The organism is Microlunatus phosphovorus NM-1 (genome assembly GCF_000270245.1).
Lineage (GTDB): Bacteria > Actinomycetota > Actinomycetes > Propionibacteriales > Propionibacteriaceae > Microlunatus > Microlunatus phosphovorus.
Map to the genome: position 1 here is coordinate 4,398,621 of NC_015635.1, position 19,294 is coordinate 4,417,914.

18 protein-coding genes and 1 tRNA gene are annotated in these 19,294 nt (G+C 66.8%); 1 reads left to right on the top strand and 18 read right to left on the bottom strand.

Features of this window, described 5'->3' with window-relative positions; translation table 11 throughout:
• Window positions 1–378: 378 nt before the first annotated feature.
• The 6 genes from MLP_RS19850 to MLP_RS19875 form a co-directional block, all read right to left on the bottom strand.
• Window positions 379–1,086 carry an ABC transporter ATP-binding protein gene (locus tag MLP_RS19850; RefSeq protein WP_156821236.1) on the bottom strand — a complete coding sequence of 236 codons (708 nt, stop codon included), beginning with the start codon at window positions 1,084–1,086 and terminating at the stop codon, window positions 379–381.
• Window positions 1,079–1,957 (bottom strand): ABC transporter ATP-binding protein, encoded by an 879-nt coding sequence (locus tag MLP_RS19855; protein ID WP_013864961.1) that lies wholly within the window; start codon window positions 1,955–1,957, stop codon window positions 1,079–1,081. The genes MLP_RS19850 and MLP_RS19855 overlap by 8 nt, the downstream gene beginning before the upstream one ends.
• Entirely contained in the window at window positions 1,954–3,672 is a 1,719-nt protein-coding gene (locus MLP_RS19860; RefSeq protein WP_013864962.1) for a branched-chain amino acid ABC transporter permease, read from the bottom strand. Before MLP_RS19860 ends, MLP_RS19855 begins: the two co-directional genes overlap by 4 nt.
• Window positions 3,669–4,610, bottom strand: coding sequence for a branched-chain amino acid ABC transporter permease (locus tag MLP_RS19865; RefSeq protein WP_013864963.1), 942 nt, complete (start codon window positions 4,608–4,610; stop codon window positions 3,669–3,671). The genes MLP_RS19860 and MLP_RS19865 overlap by 4 nt, the downstream gene beginning before the upstream one ends.
• A gap of 148 nt (window positions 4,611–4,758) precedes the next feature.
• Entirely contained in the window at window positions 4,759–5,976 is a 1,218-nt protein-coding gene (locus MLP_RS19870; RefSeq protein ID WP_041790350.1) for a branched-chain amino acid ABC transporter substrate-binding protein, read from the bottom strand.
• A 172-nt stretch (window positions 5,977–6,148) separates the two neighbouring features.
• On the bottom strand, window positions 6,149–6,760 hold the full coding sequence (locus MLP_RS19875) for an ANTAR domain-containing response regulator (protein WP_013864965.1): 612 nt from the start codon (window positions 6,758–6,760) through the stop codon (window positions 6,149–6,151).
• A gap of 173 nt (window positions 6,761–6,933) precedes the next feature.
• Here MLP_RS19875 and MLP_RS19880 point away from each other — a divergent pair.
• Window positions 6,934–7,016: transfer RNA gene (locus tag MLP_RS19880), tRNA-Leu, on the top strand.
• A 255-nt stretch (window positions 7,017–7,271) separates the two neighbouring features.
• Here MLP_RS19880 and pyk read toward each other — a convergent pair.
• From pyk to ftsW, 12 genes are all read right to left on the bottom strand, one after another.
• Window positions 7,272–8,687, bottom strand: coding sequence for a pyruvate kinase (pyk, locus tag MLP_RS19885; RefSeq protein ID WP_013864966.1), 1,416 nt, complete (start codon window positions 8,685–8,687; stop codon window positions 7,272–7,274).
• A gap of 107 nt (window positions 8,688–8,794) precedes the next feature.
• On the bottom strand, window positions 8,795–9,718 hold the full coding sequence (locus MLP_RS19890) for an RluA family pseudouridine synthase (RefSeq protein ID WP_013864967.1): 924 nt from the start codon (window positions 9,716–9,718) through the stop codon (window positions 8,795–8,797).
• Entirely contained in the window at window positions 9,715–10,263 is a 549-nt protein-coding gene (locus MLP_RS19895) for a signal peptidase II (RefSeq protein ID WP_013864968.1), read from the bottom strand. The genes MLP_RS19890 and MLP_RS19895 overlap by 4 nt, the downstream gene beginning before the upstream one ends.
• A gap of 35 nt (window positions 10,264–10,298) precedes the next feature.
• Window positions 10,299–10,760, bottom strand: a complete 462-nt coding sequence (locus MLP_RS19900; protein ID WP_013864969.1) for a TraR/DksA family transcriptional regulator — start codon at window positions 10,758–10,760, stop codon at window positions 10,299–10,301.
• A 129-nt stretch (window positions 10,761–10,889) separates the two neighbouring features.
• Window positions 10,890–11,747 carry a DivIVA domain-containing protein gene (locus tag MLP_RS19905; RefSeq protein ID WP_013864970.1) on the bottom strand — a complete coding sequence of 286 codons (858 nt, stop codon included), beginning with the start codon at window positions 11,745–11,747 and terminating at the stop codon, window positions 10,890–10,892.
• 384 nt (window positions 11,748–12,131) lie between these two features.
• Window positions 12,132–12,422: a YggT family protein gene (locus MLP_RS19910; RefSeq protein ID WP_013864971.1), complete on the bottom strand. Its 291-nt coding sequence runs from the start codon at window positions 12,420–12,422 to the stop codon at window positions 12,132–12,134.
• Window positions 12,423–12,476: 54 nt separating this feature from the next.
• Window positions 12,477–13,055, bottom strand: a complete 579-nt coding sequence (locus MLP_RS29650) for a cell division protein SepF (protein WP_013864972.1) — start codon at window positions 13,053–13,055, stop codon at window positions 12,477–12,479.
• A 97-nt stretch (window positions 13,056–13,152) separates the two neighbouring features.
• Window positions 13,153–14,334 (bottom strand): cell division protein FtsZ, encoded by a 1,182-nt coding sequence (gene ftsZ, locus MLP_RS19920; RefSeq protein ID WP_013864973.1) that lies wholly within the window; start codon window positions 14,332–14,334, stop codon window positions 13,153–13,155.
• 402 nt (window positions 14,335–14,736) lie between these two features.
• Entirely contained in the window at window positions 14,737–15,468 is a 732-nt protein-coding gene (locus MLP_RS19925; RefSeq protein WP_013864974.1) for a cell division protein FtsQ/DivIB, read from the bottom strand.
• Window positions 15,468–16,895: a UDP-N-acetylmuramate--L-alanine ligase gene (murC, locus tag MLP_RS19930; protein ID WP_013864975.1), complete on the bottom strand. Its 1,428-nt coding sequence runs from the start codon at window positions 16,893–16,895 to the stop codon at window positions 15,468–15,470. Before murC ends, MLP_RS19925 begins: the two co-directional genes overlap by 1 nt.
• Window positions 16,895–18,019: an undecaprenyldiphospho-muramoylpentapeptide beta-N-acetylglucosaminyltransferase gene (murG, locus tag MLP_RS19935; RefSeq protein ID WP_013864976.1), complete on the bottom strand. Its 1,125-nt coding sequence runs from the start codon at window positions 18,017–18,019 to the stop codon at window positions 16,895–16,897. The genes murC and murG overlap by 1 nt, the downstream gene beginning before the upstream one ends.
• Window positions 18,016–19,284, bottom strand: a complete 1,269-nt coding sequence (gene ftsW, locus MLP_RS19940; RefSeq protein WP_013864977.1) for a putative lipid II flippase FtsW — start codon at window positions 19,282–19,284, stop codon at window positions 18,016–18,018. The genes murG and ftsW overlap by 4 nt, the downstream gene beginning before the upstream one ends.
• Window positions 19,285–19,294: the final 10 nt, after the last annotated feature.

Consider the following 19,294-nt stretch of genomic DNA (forward strand, 5'->3'; position numbering starts at 1 on the left):
CCGAGGGGCCGCGCCGGAATTGGGCGGCCACAGGGGTAGTGGTCGGCAGCGGTCACGTCAGTCCCGGATCAAGCGGGGTGTGGGGGCGACGTCAGGGAATGGTGGGCGTTCCGAGCGGAGCTTGCCTCACCAACCCGAAGGGTCGAGGACGACCACTCCGTACGCGAGTGAGTTGGAGCCACTGAGGGGTGGGCTGCGGTGGTCACGTCAGTCCCGGATCAAGCGGGGTGTGGGGGCGGCGTCAGGGAGTGGTGGGCGTTCCGAGCGGAGCTTGCGGAGCGAGGTGGGCAGGACGTCGCCCCCACACCCCGCGCACCCGATCAGGACGTGATCACCGCAGCCCACCCCGGACTCCAGGAACCACCTGCGTACGGAGTGTCAGTCCTCGCCCAGATATGCCTTGCGGACGTTCTCATCGGTCAGCAGTGCCTGGCCCGTGTTCTGCAGCACGATCTGGCCGACCTCCAGCACATACCCGTAGTCGGCGAGCGACAAGGCAGCCTGCGCGTTCTGCTCCACCAGCAGGATGGTCACACCCTCCTTCTGCAATTCCACGATCGTCGACATGATCCGTTGCATCATCAGCGGCGACAATCCCATCGAGGGCTCGTCGAGCATCAGCAGCTTCGGCCGGCTCATCATCGCCCGGCCGATGGCGAGCATCTGCTGCTCACCACCGGAGAAGGTGCCGGCCGGCTGTGCCCGCCGCTCCTTCAGAATCGGGAACAGATCGAAGGCCCGATCCAGATCCTGTCCGATCGCGGTCTTGTCCTTGCGCGCGAAGGCGCCGAGCATCAGATTGTCCTCGACCGTCAGCCGCGGAAAGATTCGCCGTCCCTCCGGCGAGTGCGCCAACCCGAGCATGGTGATCTCGTGCGCCGGCATGGCGTCGATCCGCTTGCCCTGGAACCAGATCTCGCCGTCTTCGGGCTTGATCAGACCGGAGATGGTCCGCAGCGTGGTGGTCTTGCCGGCTCCGTTGGTGCCGACCAGGGTGACGACCTGGCCCTCCTCGACGGTGAAGCTGATCCCCTTCACGGCGCGAACTCGACCGTAGGCGACCTTCAGGTCCTTGATCTCAAGCATCGCCATCCCCTGAATCTCCGTCGGACTCCGCCGGATGCTGCAGCTCAGCCTCCAACGCCGAGGCGTCCTCGGGCCCCGTGCCGATGTACGCCTCGATCACCCTCGGGTCGGACTGCACCTGCGCCGGCGTTCCCTCGATCAGAGCTCTCCCCTGCACCAGACAGAGGACCCGGTCGCACAGGCTGAAGATGAACCGCATGTCGTGTTCGATCACCACGACAGCCAGCCCCAGGTCGCGGATCCGGAAGATCAGCTCCTCTGCCTGCCTGGTCTCCTGCGGGTTCATGCCGGCAGTCGGCTCGTCCAGCAGGATCAGCTTGGGATCCGTCGCCAGTGCCCGGGCGACCTCCAGCCGGCGTTGATCACCGTACGGGAGGTTACGGGCCAGCTGGTCGGTCGTGTGCCCCAAGCCGACGAAGTCGAGCAGCTCCTGAGCGCGCTGCCGCACCGCCGCCTCGTCCCGACGGAACTTGGGGCCACGCAGGATCGAGGTCAGCGGTCCCGTGGTGGTGCGGCAGTAGCGCCCGACCATCACGTTCTCCAGCGCCGTCATGTTCCCGAACAGTCGGATGTTCTGAAACGTCCGGGCCATGCCGGCCTGAACCACCTTGCGCGGCTTCGGCGGCAGCACGGCTCCGTCGAAGACCACCTGTCCGCTGGTGGGCAGGTACATCCCGGTCAGACAATTGAAGAAGGTGGTCTTCCCGGCACCGTTCGGCCCGATGAGTCCCATGATCTCCCCGCGATGCACGGTGAAGTTCACCGAGTCGACGGCAGTCAGTCCTCCGAACCGCATGGTGACGTTCTCTGCTTGCAGGATCACGCCGCCGATGCTGTCGGTGGCACCGGTCTCGGTGGTCACAGCCGTCACAGCGCACCGCCTCCCTTGACGACTCCGGTCTCCTCGATCTCGCCCTCGATCCGCTCCGCCAGCTCCTCGTCATCCTCATGGAACTCCAGCTGACGACGTTGACTCGGGACCAGGCCCTCGGGTCGGAACCGCATCATCAGCACCAGCAGCAATCCAAAGATCAACAGCCGGTACTCGCTGACGAACCGGAGCTTCTCCGGCATCAGCTTCAGCAGGGTGGCGCCGACCAGCACGCCCAGCACGGTGCCCATGCCACCGAGCACGATCGCGGCCAACAGGAATGCCGACTCCAAGAACACGTACTGATCTGGGGTGACGGACACGTCGACGTGTGCCTTGACCGACCCGGCGACACCGGCCAGGAAGGCGCCACCGGCGAAGGCGAACAGCTTGAGGCCGAAGACGTTCACGCCCATCGCCTCGGCGGCCTTCTCGTCCTCCCGGATCGCCACCCAACCGCGACCGATCCGACTGTTGTTGAGCCGGACGAAGACCAGGATGATCAGCCCGATGATGAGCAGCAGCAGAAAGTAGTAGTTGGAGAACCGACCGAGCGTGATGCCGAACAACTCATGGGTCTTGCCGAAGTCGAAGCCGAAGAGGTTCAGGTCCGGGATGGCCGGGATGCCGTTCGGACCGCGGGTGACGTTCGGCCCGTTCTCGCCGTCCAGATTGTTCATGGTGATCCGGAAGATCTCACCGAAGGCCAGCGTGACGATGGCCAGATAGTCGCCGGAGACCCGCAGGGTGGGCGAGCCGATGATCAGGCCCAGAGTGGCGGCGACCCCACCGCTGATGATCACGACGACGATGAACGGCGGATGCCAGTTCACGCTGGAGAACACCGAGTTCGACAACACGGCCGCCGTGAAGGCGCCCGCACCGAGGAAGGCTATGTAGCCGAGATCCAACAGGCCGGCCAAACCGACCACGATGTTCAGACCCATCGCCGTCGCCGCGAAGATGATCACCTGGGTCGCAATCGACATGTTCGCGTCCGAGCCGTTCTGGGTGAACGGGAAGGCGAACGCCACGATGAATGCGGACAAGATCAAGACCTTGCGATGCCGCTGCGTACAGGCGGACAGCCAGCCCATCGCGCCGCTGGTGATCAGCACCGCGATGATCGCGCCGACGAAACCGAGGAAGGAGACGAACGACCCGCCGTCGTCCATGTTCAGCGCGAAGGCGGCAGCGAACAGCGCCAGCGCCATCACCCCCGCGATGGCGAGAACCTCCACCCACGGGCGGGCGGTCGCGGCCCCGAGCGTGGGTGAACGGTCGGCGAGCATCAGTTTGGTGCCAACGAAGGCGAGCAGCGCGCCGACCAGGGCGATCCAGCCGCCGTACTCGACGTTGACCAGGCCCTCGAGTTCGACGGCGATGCTGATGATGATCAGCAGGAGGTAGATCAGCGCGCCCGTGGCCGCGGACTTGGCGCCCCGGACCCAGCCGACCCTGCGCCTGCGTTTCTTCTTGGCATAGAACGTGCGGCCGAGCAGCAGGCCGACCACGAGCACCCCGAGCACCAACGACAGGAACTGCATCGGGGACGGGTAGCCGAGCACCGTCATGTTGTCCAGGGCGCTACGGCCGTACGCCCACGGCAGGAACGGGGCGGCGATGATGATCGCGCCACCGACCAGGCCGAGGAGGTATCCGCTGTGCTGCGTCCTTTGCTGCAGCTCCGCGGTGAGCGGATTGGGGATCTTCATGCTCGATCCACCACCCTTGCGCCGAGCAGACCCTGCGGTCTGAAGACCAGCACCAAAATCAACAGCACGAAGGCCCAGACGTCCTTCCAGGCAGACCCACCGAACTGCCCCGGGATGTACGTGGTCGCCATCACCTCGATGATGCCGAGCACCAGTCCGCCAAGCACGGCGCCGTTGATGTTGCCGATACCGCCGAGCACAGCAGCGGTGAATGCCTTCAGACCTGCCAGGAAACCCATGCGGAAGTCGATGTTCGTGTACCGCAGCCCGTGCGCCAGGCCGGCGACCGCGGCCAGCGCGGCTCCGAGCGCAAAGGCCACCATGATGATGCGATCGACGTTGATGCCCATCAGTCGGGCGGTGTCGGGATCCTGTGAGGTGGCCTGCATGGCGCGGCCGAGGCGTGACTTGTTGACGAAGATGTAGAGGAACACGGTGCAGACGACCAGCGCAGCCAAGGTGAAGATGGCCGCGCGCTGAATGAGTACGCCACCGATGTTGACTGCCGGCCCTGTCACCACGTCGATCTGTGGGAACGGAATGGCAAGTTTCGCATCCGGGAAGCCCGGGATTCGGCCGTAGAAGAGCCGAACCGCTTCCTGAAGGAAGATCGACACGCCGATGGCGGTGATCAGCGGTGCGAGCCGAGGCGCATTGCGCAACGGCCGATAGGCGAATCTCTCGGTCAACAATGCGACACCGATCGCGGCGACCATGCCGCCGATCAGCATGACAGGGAGCATCCAAAGAGCGGTGCTGCCGCCCGGGACCACCATCCAAACCGTCAAAGCTCCGAAGGCGCCGATCATGAAGATCTCGCCGTGCGCGAAGTTGATCAACTGGATGATGCCGTACACGACGGTATAGCCCACAGCGATCAGCGCGTACAGAGCGCCGAGCGACAATCCGTTGACCAACTGCTGAAAGAACAGTTCCACAGGCACCCCTACTGACGCGGAGGTCGAGATCGGCGAGCCGAACCTGCCCGATCTCGACCAACGATCCGGGGTCCGGCGTCAGGCGGGGGCAGATCCCGTAGGTCCTGCCCCCGCTGCTAGCGAGCGATCAAGGAAGCAGCGGCACTGCTTACTTGAACTCCTCCGTCGTCGCGGCCTTCCACTCGCCACCCTCGACCTTGTAGACGGTCAAGACCTTCGTGGTGGTGTCACCGAACTCGTCGAAGGCGACCTTGCCGGTTGCGCCATCGAAGGAGACGTTGGCCATCGCGTCGATGGTGGGCTGACGAGCCGACTTGGCGTCCGCGGCATCCTTCAACGACACCTTCAAAGCCTCGATGATGGCATTTGCCGCATCGAACGAGTAGGCCCCGTAGGCCGCGTACGGCTCCTTGAAGCCGGCCGCCGAGTAAGCCTCGACGAATGCCTTGGCACTGGGCAGCGTGTCGGTCGGCGCGCCGACGGACGTGGCCAGGTCACCCTCGGAGGTCTTGCCGGCGAGCTTGATGAAGGTCGGGTCGAAGATCCCGTCGCCACCCATCACCGGCACATTGAGACCTGCCGCCTTCGCCTGCTGGCTCAGCGGACCTGCCTGCGGGTACTGACCGCCGTAGTAGATGGCCTCCGGGCCGGCGCTCTTCACCTTGGTGATGACCGAGCCGAAGTCCTTCTCGTCGGGGTTGATGGTCTCCGCTTCCACGATCTCGCCGCCGAGCTTCTTGAACTCGCCGCTGAACGCCGACACCAGGCCCTGGCCGTACGCCAGCTTGTCGTGGATCGTGGCGACCTTCTTGATCCCGGCGGTGTTGTAGAGATACCGCGCGGCAAACGGACCCTGGACCGCATCTGTGGTGCAGGTCCGGAAATAGTTCGCGTACGGCCGCTTCGGGTTGTTGTCATCCGGGCCCCGGGTCAGGGTGGGATTGGTGTTCGCCGGGGAGACCTGGACGATGTTGGCGGCTGACAACACCGGTTGAACCGACTGGGCCACCGACGAGTTCAGCGTGCCGACGACACCAATGACCTGGTCGTCACCGGCGAGCTTGGTGGCGGCGTTCTTCCCCACATCGGGCGACGCCTGGTCGTCTTCAGCGGCCATCTCGAGCTTCCAGCCCGGGATCGCGTTGGACTCGTTCGCCTGCCGGATGGCGAGGTCAACGGAGTTCCGGATGCCCAGACCCAAAGCCGACAGATCTCCGGACAGCGGCGCGATCACGCCGATCTTGGCCACCTTGGTGGTGGCTTCCTCACTGGTGCCGCCCTCCTGGGCGCGGCTGCCACATGCTGAGAAGGCCATCGTCGCCGCAAGCAGGGTTGCTCCGACGGCTACGAGCCGATGCTTTCGCACGATGCTTCCTCCTAAGGATCGCTGCGTGCCCGCGGCCCACTCTGCACTGGGTCGGCAGACCGACATTCCGCGAGCAAGACGCACGATATGCGCCGTGCCTCAGCCAACCACGAGGTTTGCCGGTCGTGTTGTCAGTTCGTTACACGATTAAAAGAGATCCGCCGGAAAACCGCTACCTTCGCTTGGCGCCGGCACCGTGCTCGATGACGCCTTCGGCCACCTCACGCATCGACTTGCGCAGGTCCATCGCGGTCTTCTGGATCCAGCGGAACGCCTCGGGCTCGGTCAGCCCCAGTCCGGTCTGCAGCATGCCCTTCGCCCGGTCCACGGCCTTGCGCGATTCCAGACGCTCCGTCAGATCCTCGACCTCGGCCTCAACAGCCTTGATCTCGGAGAACCGGGCCCGGGCGATCTCGATCGCCGGGATCAGATCGGCCTTGCCGAAGGGCTTGACCACGTACGCCATGGCGCCGGCCTCACGAGCCCGATCGACCAGCTCACGCTGGCTGAAGGCGGTCAGCATCACCACGGGCGCGATCCGGTCGGCGGCGATCTTCTCCGCCGCGCTGATCCCGTCCAGCTTGGGCATCTTGACGTCCATCACGACCAGGTCAGGCCGCAGCTCGATGGTCAGCGCCACCGCGGCCTCCCCGTCACCGGCCTGACCGACGACCTCGTACCCTTCCTCGGTCAGCATCTCGACCACGTCGAGGCGAATCAGTGCCTCGTCCTCGGCCACGACCACTCGGGTCGCCGTGCCGGCCTTCGTCTCCTCGTTCGTCACGCGCTCACTCTAAGCCAGCACCGGCGTCAGGCTTCAGTCCTCGTGCCGGTCTGGTCTGCTGGTCGAATCCGATCCCCGGTCTGCTAGCTCGGGTGGCAACCGTCCCAGAATGCTCGCTTCCGCCGGTGTCTGTGGCAGAATGGCGCGCGCCTCACGCCCGTACGGACGGGCCGGCCGGGGTGGCGGAATGGTATACGCGGACGGCTCAAACCCGTCTGTCCGCAAGGACATAGGGGTTCGACTCCCCTTCCCGGCACTGTGTTGGTCGTCACTCGCTGTTCGCGACGGGAGTCGTCGCTCTTCGGCCGACGAAAAGCGTGTCGACCTCATCACTCCTCCATCGACCGGCGGAGAATCCGGGTTGAATGCGACCCGCCGGCCCCGTCGCGAGCGGCCGCGCAGCGGAGCGCCCGAATCGATCTGGACTGACGAGGGAGCGACACGCTTTTCGTCGCGAGCGAGGAGGGAAGATCGATTCAATCGGCGCGCAGCGGAGCAGCGAGTGACGAAGTCACAGCGGCGAGCCGATGCGGCGGACCCGGATCATGTTGGTGTGACCGGCCACCCCGGGCGGGGACCCGGCGATGATGACGACCCGCTCGCCCTCGCTGATGAAGCCGTTCTCCGTGAGCGCCTTGTCGACCTGACGGATCATGTCGTCGGTGTGCGACACCATCGGCACCAGGACCGTATCCACACCCCACGCCAGGGTCAGCGCCGCCTGCGTCGCCTCGATCGGTGTGAAGGCCAGGATCGGGATCGGCGACCGGAGCCGTGACAGCCGGCGCGCGGCGTCGCCGGAGTGGGTGAAGGCCACCAGGAACTTGGCGTTGACTCGCTCGCCGATCTCGGCGGCCGCCTTGGTGATGACACCGCTGGTCGTGTGCGGATCCCAGTCGATGTTGGTCAGCTGATCCTGTCCGTGGGCCTCCGTGTTCGCCACGATTCTGGCCATCGTCTGCACGGTCAGCACGGGATAGGCACCGACACTCGTCTCGCCCGAGAGCATCACCGCGTCGGCGCCGTCGAGGATGGCGTTGGCCACGTCGGAGGTCTCTGCCCTGGTCGGTCGCGGGGCCGAGATCATCGACTCCAGCATCTGGGTCGCCACGATGACCGGCTTCGCCCAGCGCCGGGCCGCGGTCACGATCCGCTTCTGGACCAGCGGCACTTCTTCCAGCGGCAGCTCCACGCCCAGGTCGCCTCGCGCGACCATGAACGCGTCGAAGGCGTCGATGATCTCATCGAGATTCTCGATGGCCTGGGGCTTCTCCATCTTCGCGATGACCGGAACTCGCCGGCCCTCCTCGTCCATCACCTGATGGACCAGCTTCACGTCCTCGGCGTTGCGGACGAAGGACAGCGCCACCATGTCGGCGCCATTACGCAGGCCCCAGCGGAGATCGGAGATGTCCTTCTCGCTCATCGCCGGCACGCTCACGGCGACGCCGGGCAGGTTGATGCCCTTGTTGTTGCTCACCTCACCGCCCACGACCACCCGGGTCACCACGTCGGTGTCGGTGACGCTGATCGCCTCCAGCTGGAGCCGGCCGTCATCGATCAAGATCGTGTCGCCGGGGGCCACGTCGCCTGGCAGCCCCTTGAAGGTGGTCGAGCAGCGGTCGACAGTGCCGGGGATGTCATCGATGGTGATCGTGAACTGGGCCCCCGGAACCAGCACCTCCTTGCCGGCGGCAAAGCGGCCGAGCCGGATCTTCGGGCCTTGGAGGTCGACCAGCACACCGACTGGTCGGCCGGCGAGCCGCGCCGCCTCGCGGACGGCCTCCAGTCGCTTGCGATGCTCGGCATAGTCGCCGTGGCTCATGTTGAGCCGAGCGACGTCCATGCCCGCTTCTACCAGTTCGACCAGACGCTCGGGCGACTCTGAGGCCGGCCCGAGCGTACACACGATGTTTGCTCTCCGCACGAGCCGACCCTACATAAGGTGACCACCGCAGATGCGTGCCACCGACACCGCTGGTCTCCTCCCCTGCCATCCGCCGAGTCAGCCGGCTCTCGAGGTCCGGCGGAGGGTCAGGCGTCCCGCACCATGTCGAGAGCGTGCCGGAGGTCGTCGGGATAGTCGGACTCGAAGGTCACGTACTCGCCCCGTACCGGGTGGACGAAACCCAACCGGACCGCATGCAGCCACTGCCGCTCCAGACCGAGCCGGGCGGCGAGCACCGGATCGCCGCCGTACATGGGATCGCCGACGCACGGGTGATGGATCGCTGCCATGTGCACCCGGATCTGGTGTGTCCGTCCGGTCTCCAGATGGACCTCCAACAGGGTGCTGCCCACGAACGCATCCAGCGTGTCGTAGTGGGTCACGCTGTGCCGGCCGTTGGCCGTGATGGCCATCTTGTACTCGGCACTGGGATGCCGCCCGATCGGTGCGTCGATGGTTCCGGTGAACGGATCGGGATGGCCCTGGACCAGGGTGTGGTACGTCTTGTCGACCGTCCGGGAACGGAAGGCCTGCTTCAGCACGCTGTACGCGATCTCGCTCTTCGCCACCACCATCAGCCCAGAGGTGCCGACGTCGAGCCGTTGGACGATCCCTTGTCGCTCCGGCACCCCGGAGGTCGAGATCCGGAAACCCGCCGCGGCCAGGTGACCCAGCACGGTCGGACCGCTCCACCCGACACTGGGATGGGCGGCGACGCCGACCGGCTTGTCGATCACCACGATGTCGTCATCGTCGTACACCACCGTCAGCCCCGCTGCGATCATCGGCTGCACAGTCGCCGTCCGGGGCTCACCGAGGATCACTTCGAGCACCGACCCCGCCCGGATCCGGTCGGACTTTCCCGCCACCTGGCCGTCGACCACCACCGATCCGTCGGCGGCCAGCTCAGCGACCCGGCTGCGGGACACCCCGAGCATCCGGGAGACTGCGGTGTCGACTCGCTCCCCCTCCAGCCCTTCGGGCACCAGGAGCACGCGTGGCTCGCTCACTCGCGCGACTCCCGTTCCGGTTCCTCGGATGGCTTCGCCGCTGGATCGGCGACGGTTTCCCCGGCCCGCGTGTAATGCTCGCCGCCGATGCCGACGTTCTTCACCACCGCCAAGACCATGATCAGCACCGCGGCCGAGGTGATGCACATATCCGCGACGTTGAAGATCGCGAAGTGCGGCAGCTGGATGAAGTCGACGACGTGACCGTGCAGGAACCCGGGTTCGCGAAAGATCCGGTCCATCAGATTGCCGGCCACGCCGGCGACCAGGAGCCCCAAGGCGACCGCCCAGCCGGGATGATTGATCCGTGGCGCGAGCCTGACCAAGATGAAGGTCAGCACGGCGGCGGCCAGCAGGGCGAAGACGATGGTGAAGTTCTCGCCGAGGGAGAACGCCGCACCCGGGTTGCGGATCAGTCGCAAGGTGACCAAGCCGCCCAGCAGCACCGGCGGATCCAGCGGATCGAGGTTGCGCACGGCCAGCAGCTTGGTGAGCTGATCAAGCAGCAGACCACAGGCGCCGACAAGGGCGAACACCACTCGCATCCGGCGCTGGTGGGCGCCGGACGCTGCACCGCCGGCTATCGACGCTCCTCCCGCTGCTTGCAGGTGACACACAGCGTCGCCCGCGGGAACGCCATCAGACGCCCCTTGCCGATCGGCTGGCCGCAGCTGTCGCACCGGCCGTACGCACCCTGCTCGATGTGACGCAGCGCCAACCGCGCCTGATCGAGCATCTCGCGGGCATTGTTCGCCAGCGACATTTCGGCATCGCGCTCGAAGTTCGCCGAGCCGACGTCGGCAGGGTCACGGCCGGCGCCCTCATTGCCCTCCCAGAGCAGCCCGACCAGTTCGGCCTCGGAAATCTGCAGCTGACTGGCAAATCGGTCGATGTCGCTCACCAAGGTCTCGCGGACCTCTTCGAGCTCCTCGGCAGTCCAGGGGTCCTCCCCGTCTCGCACGGGCAGGCTTGCAGCATCCAGCTTCAGCCGTGGTTTGTCGGTCCCGGCTCTGTCGTCGGCGGTCGCCCGCGTCGTCGTCATAGGTTGGCCCCCTGGGGTCAGTGAAGCAGCCATGGCTCGGCTGTGCTGCTGTATGTCGCACGAACCATAGGGCTTGCGGTCTCGTACTTCAACGAGACACCGAAGATTCTTAGTATCGGTTCCCAGATATCAACGGTCGCCCAGCAACGCATCCAGCCGAGGCGTCTCGCTGCCCTGGTCAGCGGTTTCGGCTCCGGCGTTCTGGGCAGGGTCCTCGCCGGGGAACACCGAGTCAGCAGAGTCGTTGGCCGCGTCCGCCGATGACGTCCCGACACTGGCCGTACCGGTCCCGGCGGCTGCATCGGTGTCAGAGGCCAGGGCAGGCACCTTGGCCGGCTGGGCATGCCCGGCCTCCAAGGCACTGATGTGCTGACGAAGCTCGCCGGTGAGGTTGGCCCGGAAGCTGTTCTCGAAGCTGCGCAACTCGCCGACCGCCAGCTGCAACGCGTCCCGCTCGCTGTTCAGTGCATCCAGCAGCGCGACGCGACGAGTTGCGACCTCCGCGTCCAGGCTGTCGGCACGACCCTGAGCCTCGGCCCGGACCCGCTCAGCGGTCTGCTGCGCCTCGGCAACGAGGCGATCCGCCCGAGCTTGCGCATCGCTGGTCACCTCGTGCGCCGACGCCGCCGCCTTCTCTTTGATCTCGTTCGCCTCGTCCGTGGCTTCGACGACCAGTCGCTCCGCCTGCTCGGTGGACATGGCAACCAGCCGTACGACAGCGGTACTCGCTTCAGCGCCCGTGGTGACCACAATGGTCTCGGCGCCGCTCGTGCTCGGCGGAGCCGGCACCGGCGTGGCGGCGGGTGGCTCGGGCGCCGTCGCCTGCAACGCTTCCAGCTGCTTCTTGAGGTTCTGGTTCTCCTCGGTGAGTTGCTCGAAGGACACCTCCACCTGGTCCACGAACTCGTCGACCTCAATCACTTCGTAGCCGGACCTACGAGTCATCCGGAACCGCTTGTTGCGCACGTCGTCCAGCGACAGCGTCATCGTCCACCTCAGTTAGTTGCTTCTCTTGTTGTTTCTTCGGCCCGGTCCGGGGCTCCCGACCTGGCCGTGTCTCGCTGATACGACAGTCGCCGGGCGTCGCATGCGACCGACCGGCACCTACCGTACTCGCCGGGTCTGCCTCTGCTCACCCGCGCACACCGCAGCCGAGATGTCAGGTTCGACACGTGCCGAGCCGCGACCGGTACGTCTGCCGCCCGCGGGCCATCAACGACCACAGGTCAGGTGCATCCCAGGTACGTTTCGCGCCCCCGGGCCACAAACACCGCCCACGGATGGAAATTGTCCACTGGGCCACGTATGAACGCGAGCTGAGCGTGAACCTCGTACGGATGACGCCCGCGGGCCACAAGCGACCGACCAGCGCTACAAGAAGATGGCGGCGTTGACACGCATCAGGATGCTGACACCGATGGCCAGACCGAGGAAGGCGAGGTCGAGCATCATGTTGCCGATCCGGACCGGTCGGAGGACCTTCCGCAGCGCCCGCAGCGGCGGATCGGTGATCGAATAGACGACCTCCGCGACCACCAGCATCGGACCGCGCGGTTGCCAGTCCCGCACCAGCACCGGGATCCAGGAAAGGATCATCCGGGCGAAGAGGATCAGCAAGAAGATCCAGAGCACCCACTGGATGATGAGTCCGATGATGAACATGAGTCGAGTCCCGTAGCCTCTGTCGTGTGCCGGCGTCCGTCACCGACCGGCGGGTCAGCTCTGGTTGAAGAAGCCGCCCGCGATGCGCTCCTTGTCCTCCGCCGTCACGTTGACGTTGGGGGGCGAGAGGAGAAACACCTTGCTGGTGACACGCTCGATACTGCCACGCAGACCAAAGATGAGACCAGCGGCGAAGTCGACCAGCCGCTTGGCGTCCACGTCCTCCATCTCGGACAGGTTCATGATGACCGGCACCCCGTCGCGGAAGTGCTCGCCGATGGTGCGGGCCTCGTTGTAGGTACGCGGGTGCACAGTGATGATGCGCGACATGTCAGCCGTCCGGGGCGTTGGAGCAACAGGCGGATTGGATGCCACCACCGAGGTGGCGGCGGGACGCTTCGTCTCGAGCGGAGTGACGCTGCCGACCCCCGAGGATGAGGCGCTGTCCTGGCCGGCGTTCCAGCCGGTCGCGGAGGTCGAGGTCTTGGCCGCGGTGCTCTGGTCGGTGTCACCGACCAGCTCTTCGCGGCTGATGCCCTCGGTCAGCTCTCCGTCGGACTCGTCGTACTGCCCGTACCGGTCGTCGGTCACCAGCCCGAGCCAGGCAGCTGCCCGCTTCAGTCTTTCGGCCATGGGATTGAGTCCTTACCCTCCGTGCAGGTCCAGGTTCCGCGCTCGACCCTACCGCCCAAGACGGCACGACCCCGGGATCGCCGGGGCCGACACGCGGTCACTTCAAGAAGTCTGGCACGTCCAGGTCATCGTCGTCGGCTGCCGGAGCGGCCGGCCGAGAGGTGGACACCGGGGGTGTCGCCGGTCGCGGTGCCGCCTGCTCGGAGGAGAACGGGTTGTTCCGCGACGAACCCGCCGCTGCCGCGGAGTGGCCGGCCATGGTGGCCGGGCCGGGACGGTTGGCGCGCAGATCGGCGGCCCGGCTGATGCCCGGCTGCCGCCGAGGCGGTGAGCCGCCCTCGAACCCGGCCGCGATCACCGTTACCTTCACCTCGTCGCCGAGGGCGTCGTCGATCACCGTGCCGAAGATGATGTTGGCGTCCTCGTGGGCCGCCTCCTGGATCAGGTTGGCGGCGGCAGACACCTCGAACAGACCGAGGTCGGAGCCGCCGGCGATCGACAGCAGCACGCCGTGGGCACCGTCGATGCTGGCCTCCAGCAGCGGGGAGGAGACCGCCATCTCGGCCGCGGCTCGTGCGCGGTCCTCACCGCGCGCGGCGCCGATGCCCATCAAGGCCGAGCCGGCATTGGACATGACCGCCTTGACGTCGGCGAAGTCGAGGTTGATCAGACCGGGCGTGGTGATCAGATCGGTGATGCCCGAGACGCCCTGCAGCAGCACCTGGTCGGCCTGCTTGAACGCATCCAGGATGGCGATCTGGTGATCGATCATCTGGAGCAGCTTGTCGTTCGGGATGGTGATGAGAGTGTCGACCTCCTCGCGGAGGTTCGAGATGCCCTGATCCGCCTGGTTGGCACGCCGCTTGCCCTCGAAGGAGAACGGGCGGGTCACCACGCCGATGGTCAGGGCGCCCAGGGCCCGGGCGATCCGAGCCACCACCGGTGCACCACCGGTGCCGGTGCCACCGCCCTCGCCGGCGGTGACGAACACCATGTCGGCGCCCTTCAGGGCGTCCTCGATGTCTTGGGCGTGGTCCTCGGCCGCCTGGCGGCCCTTGTCCGGGTCGGCACCGGCGCCCAGACCACGCGTGAGATCCCGGCCGATGTCGAGCTTGACGTCGGCATCGCTCATCAGCAACGCCTGGGCGTCGGTGTTGACCGCGATGAACTCGACCCCCCGCAGACCCTGCTCGATCATCCGGTTGACCGCGTTGACCCCGCCTCCGCCGACGCCGACGACCTTGATGATGGCCAAGTAGTTCTGTGATGCCGACACCACGTGGTTCCTGCCTCTTGTGCTGATGGGACATTCCGTGCGCGCGACAGCCTGGACCTCAGGTCTGCGGGGAAGGAAACTCAAGGGTGGCCGACGACGCTCCGGCAACGCTAGTAAGTCGCTTCAACCACTGTCCACATGGGACCCCTGGACACGCCCGAGGGTCGAGAAAACACCCTCAACGCTGACCCTGAAGTTGACCTTGAGGGGGCTGTGCTGTCGTCACTCGCTGTTCGGCTGCGCTCCCAGGACTCCGTCTTCGCTCCTCGTTCGCAAACGGAAGAACGTGTTTGCTCTCTCGTCGTTCCAGACGGAGCCCTCGCTCCGCCTCGCGGCCGCTCGCGACGGGCTCGCTCGACTTCTGAGTTGTGGGGGTTCCGGTGGGGGAACCCGAGCGAGTGACGACTAACGGATCGTGGCGTTATGGGGGGCGGAGACGTCGATGGCCTTCGGGTCGTGCTTCAGCAAGGCCAGCGCGACCTGACCTTTGAGCTTGGACTGCTCCGAGGTGCCCCAGGAGATCTCCACGCCCGAGTCGAGCACCAGCACCAGCGCGTACGGGGAATCGGCGCGAATCGTCACCACCTGCTGGCGCAGCTTCTTCGACAGGTCCCGGGAGACGGTGGCGATCTCGACCAGGCTGGCTCGGTCGTCCTTGCTGGCGGCCGCCAGCGGAAGTCCGTCGGGCTGCTTGGTGACCGTCAGGTACGGAACGCCGCTCTTGTCCACCAGCACATACAGATTGGCATAGCGGACCGCGAACACCGGGGTCCGCTCAGTCACCACGACCTTGACGTCGTTCGGCCAGGACCGCTCGACCACCACGTGCTCGATCTGCGGGAACTGGGCGACCCGGTCGGCAATTCCCGGGAGATCCTGACGTGCCAGCGGGACACCCAGCGGCACCGCGGCCCTGCTGTTGACCTCGTCCTTGCTCAGTGTCTTCAGCCCGGTGATCTGCACGTGCTGGGTGGCCAGTACCGAGGAGAACCAGACCAGCCAGACTCCGGCGCCCAGCAGTGCCACCAGCAGCACGCCACCGAGCACGAACGGCCAGATCCGTCGGCGGCGGCGCAGTTGCCGGCCCTTCTTGCCGTCCGCCACCGAGGGTGGCCGGGTCGTCATGGTCGTCGCCATCAGGCCCCTGCCCCACGCAGGGCCGCCAGCTCGTCGACGATCAGCGGCGCGACCTTGGTCACGTCACCGCAGCCGAGGGTGACCACCAGGTCCCCTGGCTGGGCAATCCTGGCGACCGTCGGCGCGGCATCGTCCCAACCGGGCACGTAGGTCACCTCGGCCGTCCCGGGCGTCACCGCCTCCGCCACCATCGCCCCATCGATGCCCGGGATCGGATCCTCCCGGTCACCACAGACGTCCATCACGACGGCCTGGTCGGCGATCTCCAGGGCCGCCGCCAGCTCCCGCCAGAAGTCCCGCGTCCGGGTATAGAGATGCGGCTGGAAGCAGGCCACGACCCGCCCGCCGGTGCCCGCAACTCCCGTTCGGGCCGCTCGCAAGGTGTTGGCCACCTCGGTCGGGTGGTGCGCGTAGTCGTCGTACACCCGGATGTCATCGACGGTGCCGATCAGCTGGAACCGGCGCTTGGTGCCCCCGTACGTCTCCAGCTCGGCGCGGGCCGCCGCCGGATCGGCGCCCAGTGCAACGGCGACCGTGTACGCCGCCGCGGCGTTCCAGACGTTGTAATCCCCCGGCACCCTCAGCCGGACTTGTTCCCCAGCGAGCGTGAAACTCGAACCGGTGCCTTCGAAGGCGGCGTTGGCGATCCGGATATCCGCCCCTTCGGCCGCACCGTAGGTGACGATCCTCGGCCGCTCCCCCGCCAACCCGCGAACTCGCTCGGTCAGCACCACCGCACCTGGATCGTCGGCGCTGATCACCAGCAACCGGACTGTCTCACCGGTCGCAAACCGCAGGAACCCGTCGGCATAGTTCTCCGCGGTCCCCCAGTTGGACAGATGATCCGGGTCGACGTTGGTGACGACCGCGATCTCGGCCGGATACTGCAGGAAGGAGCCATCGGACTCGTCGGCCTCCACCACGAACGCGTCACCGCCGCCGATGTGGCCGCCGGTGCTCGCGCCGGTGAGAGAGCCACCAATGACGTACGAGGGATCGGCGCCCACCCCCGAGAGAACGTGGGAGATCATCGCCGTCGTCGTGGTCTTGCCGTGCGTCCCCGCCACGGCCACGCCGCGGCGACCGAGCATGATCGAGCCGAGCGCCGCACTGCGGTGCAGCACCCGCAGCCCCCGGCGGCGCGCTTTGGCCAACTCCGGGTTGTCCTCCCGGATCGCCGACGAGGCGACCACGGTCTGCACATCGTCGGACAGCTGGGCGGCATCGTGACCGACGTAGACCCGGGCTCCTTCAGCTTCCAACGCGCGCAGATATTTCGAGTCCTGCCGGTCGCTGCCGCTGACCGGGACCCCGAGGTGCAGCAGCGCCGAGGCGATGCCGTTCATGCCGGAGCCGCCGATCGCGATGAAGTGGACCGGGCCGAGCTCGCGCACCCCGACGAGTTCGACCGGTGTCAGCAGCCCCATCAGCCGGTCCGTCCTTCCACCGCGTCCTCATCACTCCAACCGGTCAGCCGCAAGGTCTCCCGGGCCAGCACCGTGGCCGCGTCCCGGCGGCCGACCCCGGCCAGCGCCCGGGTCATCCTGGCCAGCACGTCCGGGCGGATCAGGGTCGGGATCTCGGCCGTCACCCAGTCGGCGGTGCAGTCGGCGTCGGCCAGCAGCACCCCGCCGCCGGCCGCTACCACGCCGGCGGCGTTACGAGCCTGCTCACCGTTGCCGTGCGGATAGGGCACGAAGACTGCCGGCAGGCCGACGGCAGCGGTCTCCAGGACCGTGCTCGCCCCGCAGCGGCCCAGCATCAGGTCGGCAGCCGCGTACGCGACATCCATCTCCTCGATGTAGGCCAGCGGTAGATAGACCGCACCGGTGCCCTGATCGGTCAGCGTGGCCAGGTCATCGGTCAGGTTCTTGGGGCCGACGGCATGCAGCACCGAGATGCCGGCCTCGAGCAGCGTCCGGATCGAGCCGATCACCGCCCGGTTGAGGCTCGCCGCACCTTGCGAGCCACCGCTGACCAACAGCACCTGCCCCTCGGCCGGCAGCCCGAGCCGAACCCGCGCCGCAGCCCGGGATGCCGCCCGATCGAGGTCGGTGATCCCGGCCCGCAGCGGCAGCCCGATGCAGGTGGCGTGTGGCAGTGGAGTGTCGGCAAAGGAGGTGAAGACATGGTCGGTGAACCGCGAAGCCAGTCGATTGGCCAGCCCAGGCAGGGCATTCTGCTCGTGGATCACGATCGGCAGCTTGCGGCGTCGGGCAGCGAGATAGACGGGAGTCGAGACGTACCCGCCGAAGCCGACCACCACGTCGGCGCCCACCTTGTCCAGCAGCCGACCGGCGTCGCCGACGGCTCGGCCCAGCCGGGAAGGCACCAGCAGCAGGTCCTTACCCGGCTTGCGCGGCAAGGGTACGGGCGGGATCAGCTCCAGGGTCAGTCCGGCGGCAGGTACGACGGTGGTCTCCAGGCCACGGGCGGTGCCGACGGCCGTCACCCGGGCCTCCGGTGCCAGTTGGAGCACCTGCTGCGCGGTCGCGATCAGCGGCGAGGTGTGCCCGGCCGTCCCACCTCCAGCCAGCACCACACTGGTCATACGCTCGCCTTCCGTGCATCGGCTGCCTTCGGTGATTCGGTCACCGCACTGAACCTACGCTTCGGCGTCTTGTTCCGGCGGGCGGCGAGCAGCTTGCGGGCCTCGGGTTCATGCCGGGCACACGACAACAACACGCCCAGGGCCAGCAGGTTGGCGATCAGCGCCGATCCCCCGTACGACACCAGCGGCAGTGGCACGCCGGCGATCGGCAGCAGCCGCAGCACCACGGCCAGGTTGATCAGCGCCTGGATCATGAACCAGATCGTCACTCCACCGGCCGCGTACCGACGGAACTTCTCGTCGCTGCGGGTGGCGATCCGCAGACCTGCATAGCCGAGCACCAGGAACAGCGTCAGCACGATCAGACTGCCGAACAGCCCCAGCTCCTCGCCGATCACCGCGAAGATGAAGTCGGAGTGCGCGACCGGCAGCCCGCCCCACTTCTGTCGACTGCCACCGAGATCCTGCCCCCACCAGCCGCCGGAGGCGATCGCCAGCATCGCGGCGTTGGCCTGGTCGTTGGCGCCGTTGAGGTTCGTGGTCGGATCCAGGTACGCGGCCAGCCGGCGCATCCGGACCGGGCTGGTCACGAACAAGGTGATCACACCGGCGACCGCACCGAGGCCCAGCACCGCGAGCACTCGCAGCGGGGCGCCGACGATGAACAGCACCCCGACCATGATCGAGCCCATCACCACCGCGGTCCCGGCATCGCCCTGGAAGACCACCAGCAGGATCAAGGTGCCGCAGACCGGCAGATAGGGAATCAGCAGATGCTTGGGCTGGTCGATCAGCCGGTCCTTGCGGGCCAACACATCGGCCCCCCAGATGATCATGGCCAGCTTCGCGAACTCCGACGGCTGGATGGAGGTGAAGCCGAGGTCGATCCAGTTGCGGTTGCCGCCGCTCTCGAAGCCGAGCGCGGTGTAGGTCAAGATCAGCAGCACGGTCGCCAGCGCCACCCCGATCCAGCCGAAGACCCGCAGTACGCTCTGCGGCAGCCGGACCAGCGCGAACGCCCCGAGCACGCCGAGCACCAGGAACACTGCCTGCCGCTTGACGTAGTAGTAGGCGTCGTCGAAGGCCAGGTAGGCGCTGACACTGGACGCCGACAGCACCATCATCAACCCGAGCGCGAGCAACATCGCGGATGAGCCCAACACCAGGTGATAGCTGGTGAGCGGCCGCTCCAGGATGGTCTGCAGCCAGGTGCGGAGGGTACGGGTGCCCGTGGGCGAGATATCCGGTTTCGGCTTGGTCGCCACGCGGTCACTC